This window comes from Azospirillum sp. TSH100, from assembly GCF_004923295.1.
Taxonomy (GTDB): domain Bacteria; phylum Pseudomonadota; class Alphaproteobacteria; order Azospirillales; family Azospirillaceae; genus Azospirillum.
Window position 1 is genome coordinate 2,233,724 of record NZ_CP039634.1, and the last position, 23,764, is coordinate 2,257,487.

The 23,764-nt window shown below is 67.5% G+C and carries 21 protein-coding genes, 1 tRNA gene and 1 riboswitch; of the genes, 11 read left to right on the forward strand and 11 right to left on the reverse strand.

Translation table 11 applies throughout. The annotated features are described in order from the left end of the window. The first annotated feature begins 163 nt into the window (after positions 1-163). The gene (locus E6C72_RS10535) at positions 164-1,369 is read left to right on the forward strand and encodes a DUF2252 family protein (protein ID WP_247876006.1); all 1,206 of its coding nucleotides are present in this window, start codon (positions 164-166) and stop codon (positions 1,367-1,369) included. On the opposite strand, the gene E6C72_RS10540 is transcribed toward E6C72_RS10535, so the two are convergent. Genes E6C72_RS10540 through E6C72_RS10550 form a run of 3 tightly spaced genes read right to left on the reverse strand, consistent with a single transcriptional unit; the run spans position 1,345 to position 3,885 of the window. After that, positions 1,345-2,604, reverse strand: a complete 1,260-nt coding sequence (locus E6C72_RS10540) for a CCA tRNA nucleotidyltransferase (protein WP_109443599.1) — start codon at positions 2,602-2,604, stop codon at positions 1,345-1,347. The two genes, E6C72_RS10535 and E6C72_RS10540, sit on opposite strands and share 25 nt — an antisense overlap. A 43-nt stretch (positions 2,605-2,647) precedes the next feature. Next, positions 2,648-3,286, reverse strand: a complete 639-nt coding sequence (locus E6C72_RS10545; protein ID WP_109443598.1) for a CoA pyrophosphatase — start codon at positions 3,284-3,286, stop codon at positions 2,648-2,650. Positions 3,287-3,318: 32 nt separating this feature from the next. Further along, a complete protein-coding gene (locus E6C72_RS10550) occupies positions 3,319-3,885 on the reverse strand; it encodes a DUF1285 domain-containing protein (protein WP_109443709.1) in 567 nt (188 codons plus the stop codon). Between the two features lie 301 nt (positions 3,886-4,186). On the opposite strand from E6C72_RS10550, the gene E6C72_RS10555 reads away from it, so the two are divergent. The 5 genes from E6C72_RS10555 (at position 4,187) to E6C72_RS10575 (ending at position 11,165) form a co-directional block, all read left to right on the forward strand. Further along, the gene (locus E6C72_RS10555; RefSeq protein WP_109443597.1) at positions 4,187-5,152 is read left to right on the forward strand and encodes a MoxR family ATPase; all 966 of its coding nucleotides are present in this window, start codon (positions 4,187-4,189) and stop codon (positions 5,150-5,152) included. A gap of 20 nt (positions 5,153-5,172) precedes the next feature. After that, entirely contained in the window at positions 5,173-6,102 is a 930-nt protein-coding gene (locus tag E6C72_RS10560) for a DUF58 domain-containing protein (RefSeq protein WP_109443596.1), read from the forward strand. A 40-nt stretch (positions 6,103-6,142) separates the two neighbouring features. Continuing rightward, the gene (locus tag E6C72_RS10565; protein ID WP_109443595.1) at positions 6,143-8,866 is read left to right on the forward strand and encodes a DUF4159 domain-containing protein; all 2,724 of its coding nucleotides are present in this window, start codon (positions 6,143-6,145) and stop codon (positions 8,864-8,866) included. Continuing rightward, the gene (locus E6C72_RS10570; protein WP_109443594.1) at positions 8,866-10,971 is read left to right on the forward strand and encodes a glutamine amidotransferase; all 2,106 of its coding nucleotides are present in this window, start codon (positions 8,866-8,868) and stop codon (positions 10,969-10,971) included. The genes E6C72_RS10565 and E6C72_RS10570 overlap by 1 nt, the downstream gene beginning before the upstream one ends. A gap of 119 nt (positions 10,972-11,090) precedes the next feature. Next, positions 11,091-11,165 (forward strand) — tRNA-Gln (locus E6C72_RS10575). Between the two features lie 23 nt (positions 11,166-11,188). On the opposite strand, the gene E6C72_RS10580 is transcribed toward E6C72_RS10575, so the two are convergent. Further along, positions 11,189-12,037, reverse strand: a complete 849-nt coding sequence (locus E6C72_RS10580; RefSeq protein WP_109443593.1) for a helix-turn-helix transcriptional regulator — start codon at positions 12,035-12,037, stop codon at positions 11,189-11,191. A gap of 97 nt (positions 12,038-12,134) precedes the next feature. Here E6C72_RS10580 and E6C72_RS10585 point away from each other — a divergent pair, with 97 nt between their 5' ends. Then, positions 12,135-12,899: a class I SAM-dependent methyltransferase gene (locus E6C72_RS10585; protein ID WP_109443592.1), complete on the forward strand. Its 765-nt coding sequence runs from the start codon at positions 12,135-12,137 to the stop codon at positions 12,897-12,899. A gap of 9 nt (positions 12,900-12,908) precedes the next feature. On the opposite strand, the gene E6C72_RS10590 is transcribed toward E6C72_RS10585, so the two are convergent. Further along, a complete protein-coding gene (locus E6C72_RS10590; protein WP_109443708.1) occupies positions 12,909-14,090 on the reverse strand; it encodes an MFS transporter in 1,182 nt (393 codons plus the stop codon). Between the two features lie 130 nt (positions 14,091-14,220). On the opposite strand from E6C72_RS10590, the gene E6C72_RS10595 reads away from it, so the two are divergent. After that, positions 14,221-15,123 (forward strand): LysR substrate-binding domain-containing protein, encoded by a 903-nt coding sequence (locus E6C72_RS10595; protein ID WP_109443591.1) that lies wholly within the window; start codon positions 14,221-14,223, stop codon positions 15,121-15,123. 68 nt (positions 15,124-15,191) lie between these two features. On the opposite strand, the gene E6C72_RS10600 is transcribed toward E6C72_RS10595, so the two are convergent. The 3 genes from E6C72_RS10600 to E6C72_RS10610 all read right to left on the reverse strand — a co-directional run bounded on the left by E6C72_RS10600 (position 15,192) and on the right by E6C72_RS10610 (position 17,384). Then, complete coding sequence (locus tag E6C72_RS10600) at positions 15,192-15,686, reverse strand: single-stranded DNA-binding protein (RefSeq protein WP_109443590.1); 495 nt, start codon at positions 15,684-15,686, stop codon at positions 15,192-15,194. Between the two features lie 320 nt (positions 15,687-16,006). After that, entirely contained in the window at positions 16,007-16,435 is a 429-nt protein-coding gene (locus E6C72_RS10605) for a response regulator (protein WP_109443589.1), read from the reverse strand. A gap of 205 nt (positions 16,436-16,640) precedes the next feature. Beyond that, positions 16,641-17,384 (reverse strand): hypothetical protein, encoded by a 744-nt coding sequence (locus E6C72_RS10610; protein ID WP_247882047.1) that lies wholly within the window; start codon positions 17,382-17,384, stop codon positions 16,641-16,643. 304 nt (positions 17,385-17,688) lie between these two features. On the opposite strand from E6C72_RS10610, the gene E6C72_RS10615 reads away from it, so the two are divergent. Further along, complete coding sequence (locus tag E6C72_RS10615; protein WP_247876020.1) at positions 17,689-19,389, forward strand: hypothetical protein; 1,701 nt, start codon at positions 17,689-17,691, stop codon at positions 19,387-19,389. Between the two features lie 135 nt (positions 19,390-19,524). Here E6C72_RS10615 and E6C72_RS10620 read toward each other — a convergent pair whose 3' ends face one another. The 3 genes from E6C72_RS10620 to E6C72_RS10630 form a co-directional block, all read right to left on the reverse strand. Then, positions 19,525-20,079 carry a hypothetical protein gene (locus E6C72_RS10620; protein ID WP_109443586.1) on the reverse strand — a complete coding sequence of 185 codons (555 nt, stop codon included), beginning with the start codon at positions 20,077-20,079 and terminating at the stop codon, positions 19,525-19,527. Further along, on the reverse strand, positions 20,076-20,690 hold the full coding sequence (locus E6C72_RS10625; RefSeq protein WP_109443585.1) for a hypothetical protein: 615 nt from the start codon (positions 20,688-20,690) through the stop codon (positions 20,076-20,078). The genes E6C72_RS10620 and E6C72_RS10625 overlap by 4 nt, the downstream gene beginning before the upstream one ends. A 165-nt stretch (positions 20,691-20,855) precedes the next feature. Continuing rightward, positions 20,856-21,983: an acetoin utilization protein AcuC gene (locus tag E6C72_RS10630; RefSeq protein WP_169055150.1), complete on the reverse strand. Its 1,128-nt coding sequence runs from the start codon at positions 21,981-21,983 to the stop codon at positions 20,856-20,858. Between the two features lie 120 nt (positions 21,984-22,103). Further along, positions 22,104-22,210, forward strand: a riboswitch (TPP riboswitch). A gap of 26 nt (positions 22,211-22,236) precedes the next feature. Here E6C72_RS10630 and E6C72_RS10635 point away from each other — a divergent pair. Both E6C72_RS10635 and E6C72_RS10640 read left to right on the forward strand, forming a co-directional pair. Beyond that, positions 22,237-22,989, forward strand: coding sequence for an ABC transporter ATP-binding protein (locus E6C72_RS10635; protein WP_109443584.1), 753 nt, complete (start codon positions 22,237-22,239; stop codon positions 22,987-22,989). Next, on the forward strand, positions 22,986-23,753 hold the full coding sequence (locus E6C72_RS10640) for an ABC transporter permease (protein WP_109443583.1): 768 nt from the start codon (positions 22,986-22,988) through the stop codon (positions 23,751-23,753). The genes E6C72_RS10635 and E6C72_RS10640 overlap by 4 nt, the downstream gene beginning before the upstream one ends. The last annotated feature ends 11 nt before the right edge of the window (positions 23,754-23,764 follow it).

Consider the following 23,764-nt stretch of genomic DNA (forward strand, 5'->3'; position numbering starts at 1 on the left):
TGTATTTCCATAATCTAACTTATGTGTTTTCTGTCCGCTCTCGCCGGCATCCCTTAAGCATGCATGGCTGGGTCCTTGTGGGGTGGCCGGTTGTGGCATGGCGGATGGTCGATGCATTGCCCATTTCCGGCATCGCACCCTCTGACCCGGATGGATGATGCCGTTGAAGAACAAGCCCACCCTGCCCGATCAGCGTCAGGCGGTCCTGTCCCAGCGTCGCAATCTCAAGATGGCCGAATCCGCCCACGCCTATGTTAGGGGCAGCACGGTGAAGTTCTATGAATGGCTGGAGCAGTCCGGCGGCAAGGTGCCGGACGGTCCACCGGTCTGGATCTGCGGCGACTGTCATGTCGGCAATCTGGGGCCGGTCGCCAACGCCAAGGGCCGCATCGACATCCAGATCCGCGACGTCGATCAGACGGTGATCGGCAATCCCGCCCATGATCTGATCCGTCTTGGCCTGTCGCTCGCCACCGCGGCGCGCGGCTCCGACCTGCCCGGCGTCACCACGACGCTGATGCTGGAGCAGATGATCGAAGGCTACATGATGACGCTCGACGGCGATCTTGGCGGCGATGCCGTGAAGAAGAAGCCGTCCGTCGTCCGCGTCGGCATGCGTCAGGCGGTCGGGCGCACCTGGAAGCATTTGGCCAAGGACCGCATCAAGGACATTCGGCCGACCATTCCCCTCGGCAAACGCTTCTGGCCGCTGACCGATGAGGAGCGCGCGGCGGTCGAAGAGCTGTTCGCCAGGGATCAGGTTCGCCGTCTTGTCACCGCCCTGCACTCCCGCGACGACAATGATCGGATCGAGCTTCTGGACGCCGCCTATTGGGTCAAGGGTTGCAGCTCGCTCGGCCGCTTGCGGATCGCGGTGCTGCTCGGTGTCGGCGAGGGCCATTACGACGAGGGCGGCCTGAGCCTGATAGACATCAAGGAGGCGGTGCAAGCCGCCGCTCCACGCGCCAAACAGAACGGAATGCCGCGCGACAATGCCGAGCGCGTGGTGACCGGCGCCCAGAATCTTTCGCCCTATCTCGGCGATCGCATGCGCCCTGCCCGCCTGCTCGACCGTGCCGTCTTCCTGCGCGAGCTGCTGCCGCAGGACATCAAGCTCGATTTCGATCACCTGACACGGGAGGAAGCGACCCGTGCCGCCTTCTTCCTGGCGGCCGTGGTCGGCAAGGCGCACGCCCGCCAGATGGACGAGGCGACGCGCAGGTCATGGCGGGGTGAGCTTGCGCGCAACCGGACCAAGAGCCTGGATGCACCGTCCTGGCTATGGTCCAGCATCGTCGATCTGATCGTTGGCCATGAGGCGGCCTATCTGGAGCACTGCCGCCGCTATGCCGAGCGGCCGGACGGCTGACCGATAAGGCCGCGCGCCATCTCCAGACAGGCGTCGCGGTCGGGCTGGAAATCTCCGGCGATCCACCATGCCTCGACCCGTTTCAGAGCCTCGCCGACCGCCGGGCCGCGTGGAACCCCGAGTTCCAGCAGGTCGCGGCCGGCGATTGGCAACTTCAGCCCCGGCAGATCGTCGGCCACGGCCTGTGCCCGGCGCATGGTCGTCAGGTCCAGTGGTCCGTCGTGGATGGTGGTGGTGATCAGCAGCAGGTCGCCGAACAGGTCGGCGTCGTTCAGCCGATAGAGTGCCTGACGCAGGGTCTTGCGGTCGTCGGAGAGCGACAGGGCCACTGGCGGCTCGATCAGGGCCAGCAGCCGGTCACGCTCATGGTTTGACAGGCGTAGAGCATCGGCGGTCCGCAATGCGCCCGGCCGGTCGCTGTCCAGCACGGCGGCCAGACGGCGTGTGGGGTCGGGCGCTACGCCCAGATCGCGTTCGACTCCGATAAGCCGCTCCAGCCGGTCGGTGTCCATCGCCTCCGGCAGCAGATGGGCCATGATCCCCTGCCCCATCATCAGCCGCCAGACCGCAGCGGCGCCGGGGGCGGTCAGCAGACGGAACAGCTCGCCCCGTACCCGCTCGCCCGACAGGGTCGGCAGGCGCGGCGCCAGTTCCCGGCAGGCCGCCAACGCCTCGGTATCCGGCTCACCCCGGCCGTAATGGGCATGGAAGCGGAAGAAGCGCAGCAGGCGCAGCACGTCCTCCTCAATCCGCCGCCGGGCCTCGCCGACGAACCGGACACGGCCAGCGGCCAAGTCGGCGAGACCGCCGAACGGGTCGAACATCGCGCCGTCCGGCGCGCAGCTCAAGGCGTTCATGGTCAGGTCGCGGCGTGCGGCGTCCTCGATCCAGTCGTCGGTGAACTCGACACGGGCATGGCGGCCGAAATTTTCCACGTCGCGTCGCAGCGTGGTGATCTCATAGGGCTTGCCGCCGCACAGCGCGGTGACGGTGCCATGGGCGATGCCGGTCGGGATGACGCGGATCCCGGCCGCTTCAAGCAATTCCATCACCCGCTCCGGCGGAGCGTGGGTGGCGATGTCGATATCCTTCACCGGCCGGCCGAGCCATGCATCGCGCACGCAGCCGCCGACGAATCGCGCATCGGCGCCGCCCGATGCCAGGGCGTCGAACACCGCGCGGCTTTCGGGAGCGGTCATCCAGGGTTGGGGCGACAGGCGTGCGGCAACGGTCATGGTGCGCGACGCTATCCGATTCCTACCGTGCTCGCCACTGCAGTCAGCCCGTCCCGTCCCCCGTCTCTCCGGCAGCGGCCCCCAGCACGTCACGCAGATTCACCAGCATGCCGGCGGTCGCACCCCAGATGTAGCGCTGCGGATAGGGGAAGGCGTAGAACCAGCGCGGCTTGCCCAGGAATTCACGGCTGTGGCGCTGCGGGTTCGACGGGTCGAGGATGAAGGACAACGGCACCTCGAACACCTCCGCCACCTCGGTCGGATCGGGTGTCAGGATGAAGGGCGGAGTCACCACCCCCACCACCGGCGTCACCCGGAAGCCGGTACGCGTGACATAGGTGTCCAGCCGGCCGACGATCTCGATCCGGCCGCGCTCCAGCCCGATCTCCTCCGCGGTTTCGCGCAGCGCGGTTTCCTCCGGGCTGCCGTCCTCCGGCTCCCTGCCGCCGCCGGGAAAGCTGATCTGGCCGGCATGGGAACTCAGCGTCGCGGTGCGCTGGGTGAAGATGACGGTCAGTTCCTCCGGCCGGTCGACCAGCGGGACCAGCACCGCCGCCTCGCGCAGGGTGGACGGCGGACCCATTTCCGGATTCAGGTCGTGGTCGCCCCGGACCTTGGGGACCAGCTTGGGCGGCACACGGTTGGACCGGACGGCGCTCTCCACCGCCGCATCGGTGCTCATCGCCGGAAAGCGCCGGCGGACCTCCTCAAGACTCAGTCGCCAGGCAGCCTGCCCAGCGCGAAGAAGACCTTGTTGCTCCATAGACCCACCTCGGACTCGCCGGCTTCGGTGCGGCGCGTCTCGCTGCGCTCCACCATGTCGTAGAACACGGACCGCAGGATACGCGCCTCCAGCCGGCTTCTGATTTCGATGTAGGGTGCCGGCTCCCCGGTTTCAGGGTTCACGGCGACGCGGATCGGATGTTCGGGACCGGCCTCCACCCAGTGATCGAGGTTGGTGCGGAAGGAAAGGACCTGATCGGCCCCGCAGCCCGCCACCGTCATCTCCACCGCAACGAAGGGGGCGTCCTCCACCACGATCCGGCCGCGCTCGACCGGCGTGATCAGCCAGTAATCGCCGTCGTCGTCGCGCTTCAGGACGGTGGAGAACAGCTTCGCCAGTTCGATCCGTCGGATGGGATCGCCATTGTGGAACCAGGTGCCGTCGCGCGCAATGCGGATGTCGTACTGCTCCAGCGTCGGCATCCGTCCCAGCGCTGACGGCAGGTCCGACGGCGTCTCCGAAGCGGTTTGCCCATCTGGGCGCTTGTCATTCGCCATCGCGTTACCGACCTTCATTGGATTGGGAGCCGTTTTGTCCCCGGACATGCGCATTTTCGCCACACTCGGCCGTTAGGTCCACCCCAATGGTCCTTGCGCCTCCACCCGTCCGGCGGCGGGATTTGGAAAATGGGTGTCGACAAGGTGCCGGAACAGGGCCAACCATGCGGATCCCGTGTTTCGCGTCGCGGACTCCTGCGACCAGGACACTGATCGGCCCACCATCGGGGAGCAGCACACCTTGAGCGCACAGGACATCCTGAGGGGGCAGCCTCCCGTGCCGGAGGACCCGCAACGGCTGATGGAGGAGATCGAGGCGCTGGGCGACCGCCTTGCTTCGGTCCGCGACCGCATCGGCCGCGTCATCTTCGGCCAGCAGGAGGTGATCGACCGCACGCTGGTCACCCTTCTGGCGGGCGGCCATGTCCTGCTGATCGGTGTTCCCGGCCTTGCCAAGACGCGGCTGGTGGAGACGCTGGGCACCGTTCTGGGGCTCGCCGAAAAGCGAATCCAGTGCACGCCCGACCTGATGCCCGCCGACATCCTGGGCTCCGAAGTGCTGGAGGAGGGCGACAATGGCCGCCGGTCCTTCCGCTTCCTGCCCGGCCCGGTGTTCAGCCAGCTGCTGATGGCCGACGAGATCAACCGCGCCAGCCCGCGGACCCAATCGGCCCTGCTCCAGGCGATGCAGGAACACCGGGTGTCGGTCGCCGGCCAGTACCATCCCCTGCCCCAGCCCTTCCACGTTCTGGCCACGCAGAACCCGCTGGAGCAGGAAGGCACCTATCCGTTGCCGGAAGCCCAGCTCGACCGCTTCCTGATGCAGATCGACGTCGACTATCCTGACCGCGAGGCCGAACGGCGGATGATGATCGCCACCACAGGATCGACGGACGAACGCGCGGTGACGGTGCTGTCGGCCGCCGATCTTCAGGTCGCCCAGCGCCTCGTCCGCCGTGTGCCGGTCGGCGAGGGGGTGGTGGATGGCATCCTCGACCTCGTCCGTCGTGGCCGGCCCGAGATGTCGGAACTGATGGAGGTGCGCCAGCATGTCGCCTGGGGCCCCGGCCCGCGCGCCAGCCAGGCCCTGATGCTGGCCGCCCGTGCCCGTGCCGTGCTGGATGGCCGGCTGTCGCCGTCGCTGGACGACGTGGTGGCGCTCGCCAAGCCGATCCTGAAGCACCGCATGGCGCTGAACTTCGCCGCGCGGGCCGACGGGGTGACGCTGGACGACGTCATCGACCGCCTCTGCGCGCCCCTGATGTGACCCCCCGCAGCGGAGCCGCAATGCCGCGAAGCACGACCTCCCCGCAGAAGAGCCAGCCGTCGGGTCAGCTGTCGAACACCCTGCTGGCGCGGCATCGCGCGGAGGAGCTGGCTTCCGCCCTGCCGCCGCTGCTCGTCGCGGCGGAGCGGGTGGCCGCCACCGTCGCCCAGGGCGTTCATGGCCGCCGCCGCGTCGGTCTGGGCGAGACCTTCTGGCAATTCCGCCGCTACCAGCCGGGCGATGCGCCATCGATGATCGACTGGCGCCAGTCGGCCAAGACCCAGCCGGTCTATGTACGCGAGAATGAATGGGAGGCGGCGCAGAGCGTCTGGCTGTGGCGCGACCGCTCCGCTTCCATGGATTTCCGCTCCGCCGCCGGCCTGCCGACCAAGCGGGAGCGGGCGGATCTGCTGACGCTCGCCACCGCCGTCCTGCTGGCCCGTGGTGGCGAGCGGGTGGCGCTGCTGAACAGCGGCGTCAGGCCTGACCATGGCAAGACAGCCATCGACCGCATCGCCCGGCTGATGACCGATCCCCGCGCCGCAGCCGCACCCGATCCGCTGCCGCGGGTGGAGCCCCTGCCCCGCCATGCCCAGACTGTCCTTTTCGGCGACCTGCTGTCTCCCCTGTCGGAGATTCACGCCACCGTCGCCGGCCTTACCGGCCGCGGCCTGCGCGGCCATCTGGTCCAGATCCTCGATCCGGCGGAGGAGACGCTGCCCTATGACGGCCGCGTCGATTTCCACGGCATGGAGGGCGAGCAGAATCTGTTGGTCCCGCGCGTGGAGGCCGTCCGTGAAGCCTACCGCGAGCGTCTGAAGGGGCAGCAGGATGGGCTGGCGGCGCTGGCCCGCACCGCCGGCTGGAGCTTCGCCGTCCACCGCACCGACCGCTCCCCGCAATCCGCGCTGCTCACCCTGTGGGGTGCGATGGCGATGGAGGCGGTGTGACGGGCACACCCAATTTCTTCTCCCTCGTGAAGACGTGCCAATGCTGGGTCTAGGACCGATCGCCTTCGCCGCCCCCTGGGTCTTGACCGCACTGGCAGCCCTGCCGGTCCTGTGGTGGCTGCTGCGCGTCACGCCGCCGGCGCCGCGTACGATCCAGTTCCCGGCCATCCGCCTGCTGCGCGACCTGATCGCGCGGGAGGAGACACCAGCCCGAACCCCCTGGTGGCTGCTGCTTCTGCGGCTGATCGTGGCGGCGTTGATCATCCTGGCGCTGGCCGGCCCCCTGCTGAATCCGCGCGCCGCACTGCCCGGCGGCGGGCCGCTGTTGCTGGTGATCGACAATGGCTGGGCCGCCGGGCGCGACTGGCCGACCCGCAAGCGCACGATGGACGAACTGATCGCCCAGGCCGACCGCCTGCAGCGCCCAGTGATCCTGCTGCCCACCGCCGCGCCTGCGGACGGCCAGCCGATCCACGCCAGCGCTGTCCTGCCGGCCCCCGAAGCCCGCCGTCTGGCTCAGGCAATCGTTCCCCTGCCCTGGCCGACCGACCGTGCCGCGGTGCAGGAAGCCCTGAAAGCGGTAGCAATCCAGACCAGCGGCCGCGGTTCGATCCATGCCGTGTGGCTCAGCGATGGCATCGGCGACAGACAGGCCGCCGCCCTCGCCGCAGGCCTTCAACGGCTTGGCTCTGCCGACGTGCTGGACGATTCCGCCGAGCATCCCCCGCACCTGCTGCTGCCGCCGTCCAGCGAGGGCACCGCTCTGACCGCCCGCGTCGTTCGCGCCGATCCGTCCAAACCGGAACCAGTGACGGTTCGCCTCGCCGCTGCCGATGGCCGGCTGCTGACCCGCCAGACCGTTACCTTCGAGCCCGGCCAGAAGGTCCGCGAGGTGCGGCTGGACGTGCCGACCGAACTGCGCAACGACGCCGCCAGCCTGCGGGTGGAGGGAGACACCACCGCCGGGGCCACCGTGCTGCTGGATGAACGCTGGCGGCGCCGACCGGTCGGCCTCGCCTCCGGCCGGTCGGAGGGAGAAAGCCAGCCCCTGCTGTCGGACCTCTATTACCTTGAACGCGCGCTGTCGCCCTACAACGAGGTGCGGCGCGGCGAAACCCTGGATCTGCTGAAGCGCGATCTTGCCGTGATGATCTTGTCCGACATCGGCGCCCTGACCGGCACCGAGGTGCAGGACATCGAGGATTGGGTGAAGAAGGGCGGCGTGCTGGTCCGTTTCGCCGGTCCACGCCTCGCCCAGCATGCCGACACGTTGGTTCCGGTGCGGCTGCGGATCGGCGACCGCGCGCTGGGCGGCGCCCTGTCCTGGTCGGAGCCGGCGCGGCTCCAACCCTTCCCGCCGAAATCGCCCTTTGAAGGGCTGGCCATCCCGCCCGACGTGCAGGTGAATCGGCAGGTGCTTGCCGAACCGGCCCTGGATCTGGCCGACCGCACCTGGGCGAGGCTGGCCGATGGCACGCCGCTGGTCACCTCGCAGAAGCGTGGCGACGGCTGGATCGTGCTGGTCCACACCACGGCCAGCCCGGACTGGTCGAACCTGCCTCTGTCCGGCCTGTTCGTCGACATGCTGCGCCGGTTGGTGGCGCTCAGCGGCGGCGTGACGGGAACGGCGGCGACAGCTTCGCTGGACCCGGTCGAGGTTCTGGACGGCACCGGGCGGCTGGTTCCGCCGCCGCCGACGGCCTTCCCGATTCCCGGCAATGCCGCCGCCGACGTGATTGGGCCGCGTCACCCGCCGGGCTTCTATGGCACCGACGACGCCCGGCGCGCGCTGAACCTGTCGGCCGCCGTCACCACCATCGATCCGCTGCCGGCGATGCCTGCCGGTGTGGGGCGCGACGGTTATGGCGGCCGCGGCGAGGTTCCGCTGAAGCCGTCGCTGCTGGCGGCGGCCTTGGCTCTGCTGTCCATCGACCTGCTGATCGCGCTTGCCCTGCGCGGCTTGCTGCGCCCGCCCAGCCTGCGGCGTGGTGCCGGGGGCGCCGCGGCCGGCTTGGTGCTGGCACTGGCTCTGTCCTCCGCGCCACAACCTGTCCGCGCGCTCGATCAGGACAAGGCGGTCAAGGTGACGGCAGAAACCTACCTCGCCTATGTCCAGACCGGGGACAGCAGCGTCGACGACACCGCCCGTGCCGGGCTGGAGGGGCTGGTCAGCGTGCTCGGCCTGCGCACGGCGGTTGAGGCCGCCGGCGCGGTGGGTGTCGACCCCGAGCAGGACGAGCTGGCCTTCTATCCCCTGCTCTACTGGCCGGTGTCCGACCGCCAGAAGACGCTGTCCGATCAGGCGCGCCAGCGGGTCAACGAGTATATGCGCAATGGCGGTACCATTCTGTTCGACACCCGCGATCAGGCGCCGGGTGGTGGTCCGGCCGTGCTGCAACGGCTGGTACAGGGGCTGGACATTCCACCGTTGGCCCCGGTGCCGCAGGACCATGTGCTGCGCAAGTCCTTCTACCTGCTGACCGACTTCCCGGGCCGCTACGCCGGCGGGCAGCTGTGGATTGAAGCGCGGGAGGGGCCGGCGAATGACGGCGTGTCATCTGTCGTCATCGGTGGCAATGACTGGGCGTCGGCCTGGGCGGTCGGCCGCAATGGGCAGCCGCTGTTCGCGGTGATTCCCGGCGGCGAGCGCCAGCGCGAGATCGCCTATCGCTTCGGTGTCAACCTCGTGATGTATGCCCTGACAGGCAACTACAAGGCCGATCAGGTCCATGTGCCCGCCATCCTCGAAAGGCTTGGCCAGTAATGCCCGTCGATCTGCTTTCCGGACTGTCCGTGGCGCTGGCGCCCCTGCTGCCCTGGCCGCTGCTGGGCGCGCTGGTCGGCTTCGCCTTGCTGGTGGTGCTGATCGCCGCACTGCGCCGGGCGCGCGGTACCTTGCTGCGCCTGCTGGCGGTGGCGGTGTTGGCGCTGGCGCTGATCAACCCGTCGTTGGTCCAGGAAAAGCGCGCCCCGATCAAGGACGTCGCCATCGTGGTGATCGACGATTCGCCGAGCCAGTCCATCGGCGACCGCCGCGCCCGCACCGAACGGGCAGCGCAACAGCTGGCCGAGCGCCTGAAGCGCTTCGACGATCTGGAGGTGCGGGTGGTCCGCAGCGCCGAAGGCGGCGAGAGTGGCGGCACCATCAACGAAACCCACCTGTTCGACGCGCTGAGCCGCGCCATGGCCGACGTGCCGCGCCGCCGTATGGCCGGCGCCGTGTTCATCACCGACGGTCAGGTGCATGACGTTCCGCAAGTGCCGGGCAAGCTGGCCGACATCGGCCCGATCCACACCCTGCTGACCGGCGACCGCGATGAGGGAGACCGCCGCATCGCCATCGTGCAGGCGCCCAATTACGGCCTCGTCGGCAAGCCGGTGGAACTGACCATCCGTGTCGATGACATGCCCGGCCGGCAGTCCGCCGACGCTGCGGTGACCTTGCGCCAGGATGGTGGCACCCCCAGCACCCTCCGCGTGCCGGTCGGCCGCGATGTGCGTGTCGATCTACCGATCACCCACGGCGGCCAGAATGTGCTGGAATTGGAGGTCGAGGCCGCGAAGCAGGAGCTGACGCTGGCCAACAACCGCGCGGCGGTGGTGGTGAACGGCGTGCGCGACCGTCTGCGCGTGCTGCTGGTTTCCGGCGAACCCCATGCCGGCGAGCGCACATGGCGCAACCTGTTGAAGGCCGACCCGGCGGTGGATCTGGTCCATTTCACCATCCTTCGCCCGCCGGAAAAGCAGGACGGTACGCCGATCCGCGAGTTGTCGCTGATCGCCTTCCCGATCCGCGAACTGTTCGAGGTCAAGCTGGACGAGTTCGACCTGATCATCTTCGACCGCTACCGCCGCCGTGGCGTGCTGCCGCAGATGTATCTGGAGAACATCGCCGACTATGTCCGCAAGGGCGGCGCCCTGCTGGAGACCTCCGGCCAGGGCTATGCCGGTCCGCTGTCGCTCTACCGCACACCGCTGGGTTCGATCCTGCCGGCGGCCCCCAGCGGCCAGACGGTCGACCGCCCCTTCCTGCCGACCGTCACCGATGTTGGTCGCCGCCATCCTGTGACCGCCGGCCTGCCCGGCGACCGGTTGGACGCACCGCCGACCTGGGGCCGCTGGTTCCATCAGGTCGACGTGGCGCCGAACAGCGGCACGGTCGTGATGCAGGGTGCCGAGAACCGGCCTCTTCTGGTGCTGGACCGTGTCGGCAAGGGCCGGGTGGCGCAACTTGCCTCCGACCAGATCTGGCTGTGGAGTCGCGGCTTCGAAGGCGGTGGCCCGCAGGCGGAGCTTCTGCGCCGCCTCGCCCACTGGCTGATGAAGGAGCCGGAGTTGGAGGAGAACGATCTGCGCGCCCATGTGGACGGCAGCCGCATCACGGTCGAACGCCGGTCCCTGACGCCGGATCCGCGCTCCGTCACCATCACTGACCCGTCCGACCAGACCAGCACGCTGCAACTGACCGACGACCGCACCGGCCGTGCCATTGCCACAGTTACCGCCGGGGCCCCCGGTATCTACCGCATCTCCGACGGGGACAGGACGACACTGGCGGTGGTTGGTGCCGTGAACACGCCCGAGCTGGCGGATGTGCGGTCCACCGGTGACCGCATGAAGCCGGTGGCGGAAGCGACCGGCGGCGGTATCCATTGGGTGACCGACACCGACAATGGCCCCAATCCGGGGATCGATGTCCGGCGCACCCAGCCCGACCGCAGCCAGACCGGCGCCGGCTGGATCGGCCTGCGCGCCAATGGCGACTACACTGTGACCGGAGTGACCGACGTTCCGCTTCTTCCTGTCGGCGCGGTTCTGGCCCTGGTGCTGGGCGGTCTTCTGATGGCATGGCGCCGGGAGGGTCGCTGAGCGGCTTTCCCGATGCCTGCCAATCCATGAAAATTTTCTGAAAACAGCCTGTTGCCTTCGGCCGGGCTTCCGATTATGGTGCCGCTCCTTCCGGCGATACGAACGATCGCCGCGCCGGTTGGGGCGTCGCCAAGCGGTAAGGCAGCGGTTTTTGGTACCGCCATTCCCAGGTTCGAATCCTGGCGCCCCAGCCAACTTTCCCCAAGCGAAAAATCAGTCATTCGTGCTGTCCGGCGCCCTCCGGATCGAGCAGCATGACCAGCGCGTAAGCTGATCGGCTATTGGGACGCAGGGTCAACTGTTCCAGCGTCAGTGAACCATCCAGCGGATGCTCGAAGTGGCGCAGCCCCCCTTCCCGCTCCAATACGCCATGATCGTCCCACATCCGGGTGAAGAGTGGGCTCTCCCGCCGCAGCCCGGCGACCAAAGCCTGTGCCGCCGAATCTTCAGGATGGCGGGCGGTTTCGGCGCGGAACTCCGCCAGCAGACGGCGGGCCCGATTCTCCCAATCCTGGATAAAGTGTCGGGCAGCTGGGTCGAGAAAGACATAGCGCAGCAGGTTGCGTTCCCCACCGCCGCTCCCGAGCCAGCCGCCGAACAGCCGCTCCGCCGCCGGGTTCCAGCCGACTGCTGTCCATAGCCGGTCGAGAAGATATGCCGGCACCGTCATCGCTCCCAACGCCGTGAGCAGTGACGCAGGCGGCTGATCGGCGGAACCGCCCGACGGTGCGTCCGGGTCGCGCTTGCGCGTCATCTCGAACAGATAGGCCCGCTCCGCTCCGGTCAGGTGCAGCGCCACGGCCAGCCGCGCCAGTGCGGCAGGAGAGACCGATACGTCGCGCCCCTGTTCCAGCCAGCTGTACCAGGTCGGGCTGATGCCGCAGAGTTGGGCCAGTTCCTCCCGTCGCAGGCCGGGGGTACGGCGACGGGTGGAGCCACCCTGCAAACCGGCATCCGCCGGAGTCAGGCGCTCGCGATGGCGACGCAGGAAGGAACCCAAAAGGCGCCGCCGTTCGGCGGATGGATCGGTCGCGGTGGTCGGTGAAGCGGTGGCGGCAGAAGTCATGGTGGCAGTGTTTATACCAGGATAACCACCCTCCTTGTACCCGGTTAGGAATGGCGCGACGCTCATGCCATCAGCCACCCAACAAGGACTGCCATCCATGAGCCAGAACCACCACGGCGTCGTCGCCGAGAATTACGGACCGCGCGCCGACGCCTATGTGTCCAGCGCCGTCCATTCCGGGGGGGCCGACCTGGACCAGATCGAACAGGTTCTGCATGGCCGTTCCAATGGCCGGGTGCTGGACCTGGGCTGCGGCGGCGGCCATGTCAGCTACCGCGCCGCTCCCCATGTGGCGGAGGTGATTGCCGTCGACCTGACGCCGGAGATGCTGGAGGTGGTCGGCCGCACCGCTGCGGAACGCGGCCTGACCAACATCATCACGCGGCAGGCTCCGGCTGAACGGCTGCCCTTCGAGGATGGCCATTTCGACGTGGTGCTCTGCCGCTTCACCGCCCATCACTGGCGGGACTTCGAGGCTGGTTTGCGGGAGGCCCGTCGGGTTCTGGGGCCGAATGGCATGGCGGTCTTCGTCGACTGCATCGCACCAGCCGCCGCCGTCCTGGACACCCACCTGCAGGTGGTCGAAGTGCTGCGCGATCCGTCGCACGTCCGCAACTATACGGCGGCCGAGTGGATGGCGGCGCTGGCGCGGGCGGGCTTTGCCGTCCGGTCGCTGACGCCGCGTCGCCTGCGCATGGAATTCCCGGTCTGGACCGCCCGCACCCGTACGCCGGAACTGCATGCCCAGGCCATCCGGTCGCTCCAGCGCAGCGTGGCGGCAGAGGTCCGCGCCCATTTCGATATCACCGAGGACGGCAGCTTCCTGCTCGATACGTTGACGCTGGAGGCTGATCCGGTCTAACGGGCTGGTCTAGCAGGCTGCCGGTACGGCCATCTCCCGCCGGTCGAGGGCGCCACTCGCCAGCGTCAGAACCAGACCGCCCAGCACGAAGAGACCACCGACCCACGGTGTGGCGCCAAGGCCGAGCGGGGAGGACACCACCTGTCCGCCAAAGAAGGCGCCCGCCGCAATGCCCAGGTTGAAGGCGGCAATGTTCAACGCCGACGCCACATCCACCGCCCCCGGCGCATGGCGCTGCGCCAGTTGGACGACATAGAGCTGGAGCCCCGGGACATTGGCGAAGGCCAGCGCCCCCATGCCGGCCAGCGTGACCAGTGCCGGAACCTTGGCGTCGGCGGTGAAGGTGAAGACGATCAGAACCAGGGCCTGCAAGGCGAACAGCCATGCCAGCGCCCGCACCGGACGTCGGTTGGCGAGACGGCCGCCGATGATGTTGCCGACGGCGATGGCGGCTCCGTACAGCACCAGAACGAGGCTGACGGTCGAGTTCGAGAATCCGGTGATCGTCTCAAGGATCGGCGCCAGGAAGGTGAAGGCGACGAACGTGCCTCCATATCCCAGCGCCGTGATGGCGAACGCCAGCAGAAGCCGCGGCTTGGTCAATACGCCGACCTGCGCCCCCAGTCCGGCGGCCGGCGGCTGGCTGAGCCGCGGCGGCACCAGTGCGGCAACGCCCAGCCCGCCGACCACGCCCAGCGCCGACACCGCCAGAAAGGTGGCGCGCCAGCCGAAGGTCTGGCCGATCCAGGTGCCCAGCGGTACGCCGGTGACGATGGCGATGGTCAGGCCGGAGAACATCATGGCGATGGCCGAGGCGCGCTTGTCCTCCGGCACCAGATCGGCGGCGATGGTCGAGCCGACCGAGAAGAAGACGCCATGGGCGAAGGCGCTCAGCACCCGTGCGACCAGCAGCGTCTCGTAATTGGGGCTGACGCCGGCCAGCAGGTTGCCGATGACGAACACGCCCATCAAGCCCAGCAGCAGCGGCTTGCGTGGAAGCCGGCCGGTCAGCGCGGTCAGGATCGGTGCCCCAAAGGTGACACCCAGTGCATAGACGCTGACCACCATGCCGGCCAGCGGCAGGCTGACGTTCAGATCGCTCGCTACGGTGGGAAGCAGGCCGACGATCACGAACTCCGTCGTCCCGATCGCATAGGCGCTGATTGCCAGCGCCAGCAGTGCGAGAGGCATCTCGAAACTCTCCATATCTGGAATGGCTGTGCTGGAGAGACGATGTGCGCCATAAGGTCAGAAACGGGAATGCCCGCGCTGTTCCGATGATTTTGTCATTGAAAGACAAGGCTGAGACGGAGATGCCGGTATGAGCGATGCACGCGCCTGGGAAATGCGGGTTTTCCTCCGGGTTGCCGCCCAGGGCAGCTTCAGTGCGGCAGGGCGCGATGTCGGCATGACGCCGTCATCCACCGCGAAGCTGGTCGGGCGGCTGGAGGAGCGGCTTGGTGTGCGGCTGGTCGAACGGTCCACCCGGAAGTTGCGCCTGACTGCGGAGGGGGAGCTTTACCGGGAACGGGCCGCAAGCCTGTTGGGCGAGATGGACGCATTGGATGCGGAGATCGCCGGCGGGGCCCGTGCGCCGACCGGCCTGATCCGGGCCAATGCCTCTGTACCGTTCGGCCAGCATTGCCTGTTGCCTTTGTTGCCCGATTTCCTGCGCGACCATCCCGGCATCACGATGGACGTGACGATGACCGACGAGGTGGTGGATCTCTACGCTGCGCGTGTCGACGTCGCGTTCCGCGCCGGGCCGTTGAGCGATTCTGCCCTGCTGGCGCAGAGGCTGGGCGTCGTTCGGCGCGTGATCGTCGCCTCTCCCGCTTATCTGGACCGAAAGGGCGTGCCGATCACCGCCGCGGATCTGGAAGCGCATGATTGTCTTGGCTTCAACTTCCGCCGCGCAGCCGCAGTCTGGCCGTTGAAGTCCGGCGGACGGCTGGTGGATCGTGAGGTGCCGACCCGTGTCCTTGCGAACAATGGCGAGACGGTACGCCATTTGGCGCTGCTGGGCCTGGGGCTGGCGCGGCTTGCGGAATATCATGTCCGCGACGACTTGCGCGCGGGGCGCCTGGTGGCGGTGCTGGAGGACACCTTGGTCGATACCGAGGAAATGCACGCCGTCTACACCGGACGCGATCGGGCGCCGCGCCGGGTCCGCGCCTTCCTCGACCATATGGCTCCGCGCATGCGGGCGATGCTGGCCGGCTGACAGCAAAATCAAAAAAATCGGCCGGATGACGGGCATCCGGCCGATGGAACTCACTGTTGTGGCTTGCCTCAGAAGGGGATCTCGTCGTCGAGATCCTCATGACGCGGCGGAGCGCCACCACCACCACGGTTGCCGCCCGACGAGCCGCCGCCGTAGTTCCCACCACCGCTGCCGCCACCATAGCCGCCGCTGCTTCCGCCGCCACGTGATTCGTAGCCGCCACCGCCGCCGTAGCTTCCGCCGCCGCCCTCTTCACGGGCGCCGCCGGTAAAGTCGATCTCGGCCACGCGGACCGACAGGCCCGCACCACGGGTACCATCGCGCTTTTCATACTCGCGCAGGGTCACTTCGCCCGAAACGACGACGCTCTTGCCCTTGGTCAGGTGCGGCGCGAGCGACTCGGCGCGGCGGCCCCAGATCGAACAATCGACCCACTGGGTCGTCTTGCGATCGCCAAAGCCGACATCGTTGGCAACGCGGAAGCCAAGCACCTTTTCGCCGCTCTGGGTCGTGCGCAATTCGCCGTCCGCGCCCAGGCGTCCCGTAAACGTCCAAACATTCATCGCTCGTTGCTCCTAAGCGCGAGTGTCCCAGCATCCATGCCGACCCATCAGGATGCCCGGCAGAGGCACCCAGATGCCGAGGGTTCCCATTCGCAGGGCCGGCTGTTCAATGGCGACCATCCCCCCGGTCACGCGCAACGAAGCACGAGGGACCGACGCTGGTCAACCGCCGTCGGACATGCTCCGGCGATGTCCGGACCGGCGCACTCGCCCTGCCGTTCCGCACCAGAACACTCCATGAACAAATATAGCAGAGGAACAGGCTTGGGAAAACCAAATCCTTTGGCGTAGGGCCGGAACCCCACTCCTCCCGATGCCGGTCAGCGCAGGCGGCGCGCCGCCAGATCCAGGGCGATCTTCAACTGGGAATGGGAGAACGGCTTGTGCACCACGCCGAGCGGATAGGTCTCGGTGATGCGGGCCATGGTGCCGTGATCGCTGTTTCCGGACAGGAAGATGGAGCGCAGGCCATGGTGCAGGTTCAAACGCCGCGCAACCGCTATGCCGTCCCCGCCGCCCAACCGCACGTCGGTCAGCGCCAGATCCGGACGTTCGCGCAGGGCAAGGTCGACCGCCTCGCTTTCCGTCTGCGCAATTCCGCAGATGCTGTGCCCAAGGTCCGCGATCAGCACCGACAATGCGTCGGCGATGCCGGGATCATGCTCCACCAGGATCACGCGCAACGGCTGCCCGGGTGTGCGGCTGCGGTGGGGCATATGCGGTTTGGCGATGCTGTCGATCCGGAGCATGTGACCGACCTCGGGCGTTCAGACTGTTGTGCAGGAAACGGCGAATTTTGGTAAAAATATATTTGCTGATATGCCGTTTGTATTAGAACTGCTCCGAATTTGCAAGCTCAATCGTTCAGATTCTGACCTTTTCGTCCGGACGAACACAGGAGTTCGTACCCGAGTCGCGGTGCGCCCGGCTGCCGATCACTTTTGTTTACCGAAGTCAGCGGCCAGCCGGTCCCAGCCAGTTGATCCCGCCTGTGGGACGCTGACCGCCGGTGCCATTGGCCCGCACTGTCGCGGCACGGGACGGCGGCGGTGCCGGTACCGGTTCGCTGGCAAGCCAGGACGCCTGTCCGTCCACCGCACGTCCAGGTACCGATGGTGAGGTGGATTGGAATGGACTTGTTGGCGCCGTGGACGGGGAAAGGGGCAGCGGTGACGGCATGGGCGGAGCCGGCACCGCCAGCACCGGCTGTGGAGGAGGAGCCGGCCTTTCGGCTGCGCGCGGTGGTCGAGAATTGAGCCGAACCGCCTCGTTGCCGGAATCCGGCGCGTCGCCATCGTCTCCGCTGTCGGGCTCCCCGTCCCAGTCCAGCGATTCCAAATCCGGCGATTCCCAGGCTGGCGCGGCAGGCTGGCGCAGACGCCGCGAGTCGGCGGCCCCCAGCCAGGACGGACGCTCATCATCCGACAGCGGGCCTGTCTGGGTGTTCAACTGGCGGGCCTGCTCACGAATATCCAGCAGAGTGGTGACCGCCAGTTGAAGCAGCGGCGCCAGCACCATCGGGTCGGCCATTTCCTCCGCGGTCAGCGCGGCGAAACGGTCACGCACGGTTTCCACCGCCTGCTCGACACTGTCGCGCAGTGCGCCGGCTTCATGCGCAAGCCGTTCCAAATCTTCCCGCAGGGCCGATATCTCGCACGCCTGCCGCAACTCGTGAAAGCCGATGCCCGCCCCTGCCAAGGGTGCGGGTCGCCGGTCCCGTGACGAACCAAAATCGTGAGGCATCCTGGCCTTACCCCGGTTCCAAGCCCAGCCTGATGAAGACGCCCGACCTGTCGGAAACGGCGGCGCCCTTTTCCCGTATGGTAACCATGGCAACCCGCGCGACCGATGGGCGGTTCCAAAAGCCATCATCATGATGCCATCTGCCATCATGGCGTCGTCTGGCGGAACGTCGGCGAAGTCGCCCGGCGTTACGAGATGATCCCCAATCGGGCAACGATGTTTAGCGCCGTTGATGTCGTTTGGAAACCGTTTGCGCGTGATGGCCGCTTGTACTATTTTTTCGGCCACAGGGGAATGGATTCCTTGCAATCCAAACATCCGGGCGCTTCCCCGCCGCCGTTTCATCTTGCCGGAATCCCATACGGTGTCGATCGACCGCTCGGAACTTGAACGGCTCCTTGCCGATCGCCCGGCTGGCAACCGCAGCGCCATGCAGGCGGTGCGCGAAAGCTATGCCGATATCGGGCTGATGCGCGAACGTGGCCTGTCCTGGGCCGAAATCTCAGACCTGCTGGCCAAGCTGGGCGTGACCGCCCGCGACAATCAGCCGATTTCCCCCGTCACTTTGCGGTCCGCTTTCTTCCTCGTCGGGAACGAGGGCCGTGGCGAAGCCGCCGGCGACCATTCCGCTGCCGCCGCCCTTCCCGCTGAAACGCTGGCCGCTGTCCATCAAGCCGCGCTGTCCGCCGGCCAGAAGGATGAGGCGGATGAGGATGAGTCACCCGACTCCGGCGCCGTTGCGGCGGTCGTGGCCACGGTCGGCGATACGGAACCGCCGGCGGAAGCCGCCGGGGATGCCGGTGACGACGCTGTCGACGAAGCCGCTGCGGATGCCGTGCCGGCCGCCATCGCCGACGAACCGACGATGGAAGCCTCGGCATCTGGCGGCGGCAGCGAAACGGTCGTCCCTGCCCTTGACCTGCTTGTCCCGGACCTGCTTGCCCCGGCAACCATGGCCGCCGAAGACGGATCGGCAGAGAGTGGTGCCGGGGAGGCCCCCGAGGCGCAGCAAACGTCTCCCCAACCCGCAATGACCGAGCCGGCCGTGCCGCCGGCTTCCCACCAGACGTCCACGGCGGTTGCGCGGGGCACCGGCTCTCCTGTATCCCAGCCGATGCCTCCCACGATGACCCAAGACGATTCAACAAACGCATACTGGAAAGGCGATCGCATGCTGGGCACGATCTTCGTCCTCAATGACCGCGGCGGCGTCGGCAAGACGCTGCTGTCCCATCACCTGATGGCGACCGCCATGCTGGAAGGCCTGCAACTGAAGGTCGTCGAGTACGAGGTGAACGAGCGTCTGGCCCGCCTGTTCGGCCCGGATGTGGTCGAACACCGCCGCATCACCCAGGACTTCATGAACATGATGGGCTCGGGCGACGGCTTCTACGAGTTCTGGGACCTGATCGGGCCGGAACTGCAGCGCGGCGGCCGCCTGTATGATTTCGGCGGGAATATTTCGCAGTGGTTCTTCAACTGGGCCGAGGTGTCGGGCTTCGACTATTACGTTGGCGACGGCGAACGTCTGACCTTCATGGTTCCGGTCACGGTCGACCTCGCGTCGCTGTCCACCGGCATGACGACGCTGGAACGCGTGGCGACCATCGCCCCGAAGGCCAAGCGCGTGCTGGTGGAAAACGGCTTCTCCGGCCCGTTCTCGCAGTTGGAAGACAGCCAGTACGCCCGCCGCAAGGCAGAGATGGTGGAGCGCGAGGGCCTGCAGGTCATCTCCATGTCGCCCTGCACCGCCCCGGCCTGGGCACGCCTGACCGGTCACCGGCTGGATCAGGTTGCGACGATGACGCGCGAGGATCTGGTGAAGCTGGGCATGACCCCGCCGGTCGCCTCGCGCTCGCTGATCATCATCCACGAGTGGCTGCGCAACATGCGCCAGGCGCTGTCGCCCTATCTGCACGACGCCTTCCGCCAGACCCAGACCGCCGCCAAGGCGCGCTGACGTCGTCGCGGCCAGTTTTCAGGGACGTTCTAAAAAACCCTTCTTCCCCGGTGGGAGAAGGGTTTTTCATGCCTGGATTGGATCACGCAAGATCGGAATCGATTTGAAGCGCCTATCCGATCCCCGCACATAGGCTTAAGCGGCGCTGCGCGCCGCGTTCGCGGTGTAGAGGTCTTCCTTCACCGGCGCCACCGACCGCACCTGATAGCCGGGCCGGGCGCTGAACCGTCGGGTGGCCCGTTCGGCGGCCTCTCGGTCTGATTCCGCCCAGACCAGATAGTCGCGTCCGCGTGCCCATTCGACGGCAAGCGGATGGGCGGCATCGATCTCGCCGATCTGCTGATTCACCACTGTGACAAGCCATTCCTTGTCGCCAGGATTGCGCCGGTCGGTCAGGATCAGGATCTGCGGACGTCGTTTCGACTGCGCTTCGGTCAGGCGCTGCTGCACCTCCATCTGCTTCTTGCGCAGTTCGACCATCTCCTTGGTCAGTTCCTCGATCTCGGCATGGAGGCTTTCCTCCTCGCGATGCAGGCGGTGGATGGTGGCATCCAGCTTGTCGAGGTTGTTGCGAACCCCACGGACGCGCTGGCGTGCCTGCGATACCCGCTGCTCCACGGTCATCAGAATGTTGCCGAGCCAGGCACCGATCGCGATGATCGCCAGGACGATGATGAAGTTGATCATCATGTGGCGGCACCCGCCTTCGCCCGTGCCGTGGCGGGAGGTGTGGGCACACCCTTGCCGCCCCCGCCCTTGCCGCCAGCCTTCGCATCGCCGCGCATGAACGACTTCTGGAAGCCGAGTTTGAACGGGAAGGCCACATCGCACATCTGCTTGGCCTCATCGAAGCTGGACGCCCAGACCTCGGCCACATTGGTGCAGCGCCAGATGGGATTCACCTGCGCCCGTTCGCCGGCGGCGCGCGCGGCGGCAGACGCCTTCTCCTGGGTTACGGTGGCGACGAACTTCATCAGTCCGGCCTGCGGATCACCGACCTCGTGAACGAACATCGGCGGCTGGTCGGCAAGATCGCGGATCAGCTTTTCGGCCTTGCGGATGTCGCTCTCCAGCCGGTTACGGTCGGAAAACTGGCTGTTGCGGCGCTGAACCAGATGATTGACGCGGTTCTGAAGCTCCTGCGCCTCGGCATGCAGCACGTAGACGCGGTTTTCGATCTGCTCCAGACCACCGCTCTTTTCCATGATGTTCGGCAGGAAATCCTTCAGCATCATGGCGACCGGTACACCGGCCAGCATGATGATGACGATGGCGATCAGGAACAGGGTCGTGTTCGACATCCGCCCGCCCGTTCTCCTACCCAAGCCCACGCCGTCAGACGCGGAAGCTGCACCGGCGCAGTGGAAAGAGAATCACCGAACAATCCGACCCCGTCAACGAATCGTCACAGGACCTTTCGAAATTCATCGGAATGAGTCGATCTGCCACGGCTCGGGACACCATGGTCAAGACACGGCCAACGCCGCCACCCTCTTCACCGCATCCCGCACCAGCCCAGGCCGCCGTTCGTCACCAAGCGTGGTGAACCAGTGTTCCGGCGGGTTGCGTCCGGCGGCGCGATTCCAGGTCAGGGCACGCAGGACCGCCTCGGCTTCCGCGGTGGGACGCACGGCGGGATCGATGCCGTTCATCACCGCCCAGATCCCGGCCCAGCAGCGCCCGACCGACCAGGGATTATAACCGCCGCCACCGACCACCAGCACCCGCGGCGCCAGCGGAAGCAGGGCGGCCACCGCATCCCACAGCGCGCGGTTGGACAGTTCCAGACGGCTCAGCGGGTCCTCGGCCAGCGCGTCGGCGCCGGTCTGGATCACCATCGCCTGCGCACGGAAGGTTCGGGCCAGCGGCAGGACAGCCGCCTCCATCACATGCTCCATCTCGCTGTCGTTGAAGCCCGGCGGCACCGGCAGGTTGCGGGCCATCCCGCCGGCGCGATCCTCCGCCTTGCCGGTGTAGGGCCAGCGGCCATCCTCGTGGATCGAGATCGTCAGCACCCGGTCGTCGTCGGCAAAGGCCTCCTCCACACCGTCGCCGTGGTGTGCGTCGAGATCGACGTACAGCACCCGCTCCAGCCCATGGTCCAGCAGTTCCAGAATCCCCAGCACCGGTGCGTTGAAATAGCAGAAGCCGCTGGCGCGGTCGCGCCGGGCATGATGGGTGCCGGCCGCCGGGGCATAGACCAGCCCGGCCGGCCGGTCACCCAGGATGCGGGCGGCCTGCAACGCCGATCCGCTGCTGTGGGCGGGCCGCCGGTACATCTCGGCGAAGACCGGGTTTTCCAGCTTGCCCAGATTGTGGCGGGCGGCGGTGGCCTCATCCACCCGCTGCTCCGCCTCCGCGCGTTTCAGTGCCGCTATGTAATCGGAGGTATGGAAGCGGGCCAACTCGCGTTCGCTCGCCACATGGGTGTCGAGATAGACCTCGTCCGGCAGCCAGCCCATGGCACGGCTGAGATCGATGGCGGTCGAGACGCGCGGGATCGCCAACGGATGCTTCGGCCCATAGGTGGAACCGCGGTAGATCTCGCCGCCGATGAACAGCGGTGTGCGAAGGGGCGTGGTCAGGGTGTGCACTCCATGATGCCGGTCAGAAACTAGGCCCTGCGGCGGTCCGGTCAAGCCGCCAGCTTCCACCTGCCGGAAGCGGCTTCCGGCAATGCTTGCGGTCACGGATGGTCCGCGCCTATAGTCGCCGCCTTCACTGGGGGGAGCCGATGGGCGGCTGAGAGGTCCTGTTGCGGGACGACCCCTGGAACCTGATCCGGTTCATGCCGGCGTAGGGATCAGTGATGCGGGACCACACCCCTTTCACTTCCGCCAATCCACCATGCTCGCCCCGATGCTCGCGATGACGCCGCTGTCGGTGACCATTTCGCGCGCCCGGCTGACCTATGGCGGCACGCTGCTGTTCTCCGACCTGACGCTGGAGCTTCTGGCCGGCCGGACCACCTGCCTGCTGGGGCCGAGTGGCGTCGGCAAGACCACGCTGCTGCGCATCCTTGCCGGCCTGGCAGAACCGGAGCCGCCGACGGAGGTCGTCACCGGGGACGGGCTGCCGCTGGCCGGCCGCATCGCCTACATGGCGCAGCAGGATTTACTGCTGCCTTGGTTGACCGTTCTGGACAATGTCCTGCTCGGCGACCGGTTGCGCCACCGTCGTCCCGACCCGACACGGGTGGAACAGGCGCGCTCCCTTCTCGACCGCGTCGGACTGGCGGGGCGGGAGCGTGACCGTCCCGCCGCACTGTCTGGTGGCCAGCGGCAGCGCGTCGCCCTGGCCCGCACGCTGATGGAGGACAAGCCGCTGGTCCTGATGGACGAGCCGTTCTCCGCGCTGGACGCCATCACCCGGCTGCGCCTGCAGGAGACGGCTGCCGGGACGCTGGCCGGCCGCACCGTCCTGATGGTCACCCACGACCCGCTGGAGGCGTTGCGCATCGGTGACCGCCTGCATGTGATGACCGGTCGTCCGGCCGTCATGGGTCCGGCGCTGGAGCCCTCCGGCCCGGTGCCGCGCCGGGTCGACGATGCCGGGCTGTTGGCCCATCAGGCGGAGCTTCTGCGGAGGCTGGCGGAATGAAGGCGCTGCTGCGCGCGGCGGTGACCCTGTCGGTGCTGGTCGCCTGCTGGCAGGCGCTGGTTTGGGCCACCGGCCTGCCGCGCTATCTGCTGCCCAGCCCGCTGGCCGTCGCGGATGCCATGCAGCGGCAGGCTCCACTCCTGTGGACCCACGGCCTGACCACTCTGGCCGAGATCCTGATCGGACTTGTTGCCGGCGTGGCGCTCGGCGGGGTCAGCGCGCTTGTGTTGGCGCGTTTCCGCACCGCAAGACGCTGGCTGATGCCGCTGCTGTTGGTCAGCCAGGCAATTCCGGTCTTCGCCCTGGCACCACTGCTGGTGCTTTGGCTGGGCTACGGCATGGCGTCGAAGATCGCCATGGCGGTTCTCGTAATCTATTTCCCGGTCACGACCGCCCTGTTCGACGGGCTGCGCCGCACCGATCCCGGCTGGCTCGACCTTGCCCGCACCATGGGCGCCTCGCCCGCCGCCATCCTCTGGAGCATCCGCCTGCCGGCGGCCCTGCCCGCCTTCTGGTCCGGCGTGCGCGTCGCCGCCGCCGTGGCGCCGATCGGTGCGGTGATCGGCGAGTGGGTGGGGTCGTCCTCCGGCCTCGGCTACCTGATGCTGCACGCCAACGCCCGCATGCAGATCGACCTTCTGTTCGCTGCCGTGCTGGTGTTGGGGCTTTTCGCGGTGACGCTCTATGCCGCCGTCGATGCGCTGGCCCGCCGCGCCCTGCCCTGGCAACCCGATACCCAACCCGCCGAAGACGCCAACCCTTGAAGGGGGAAAGA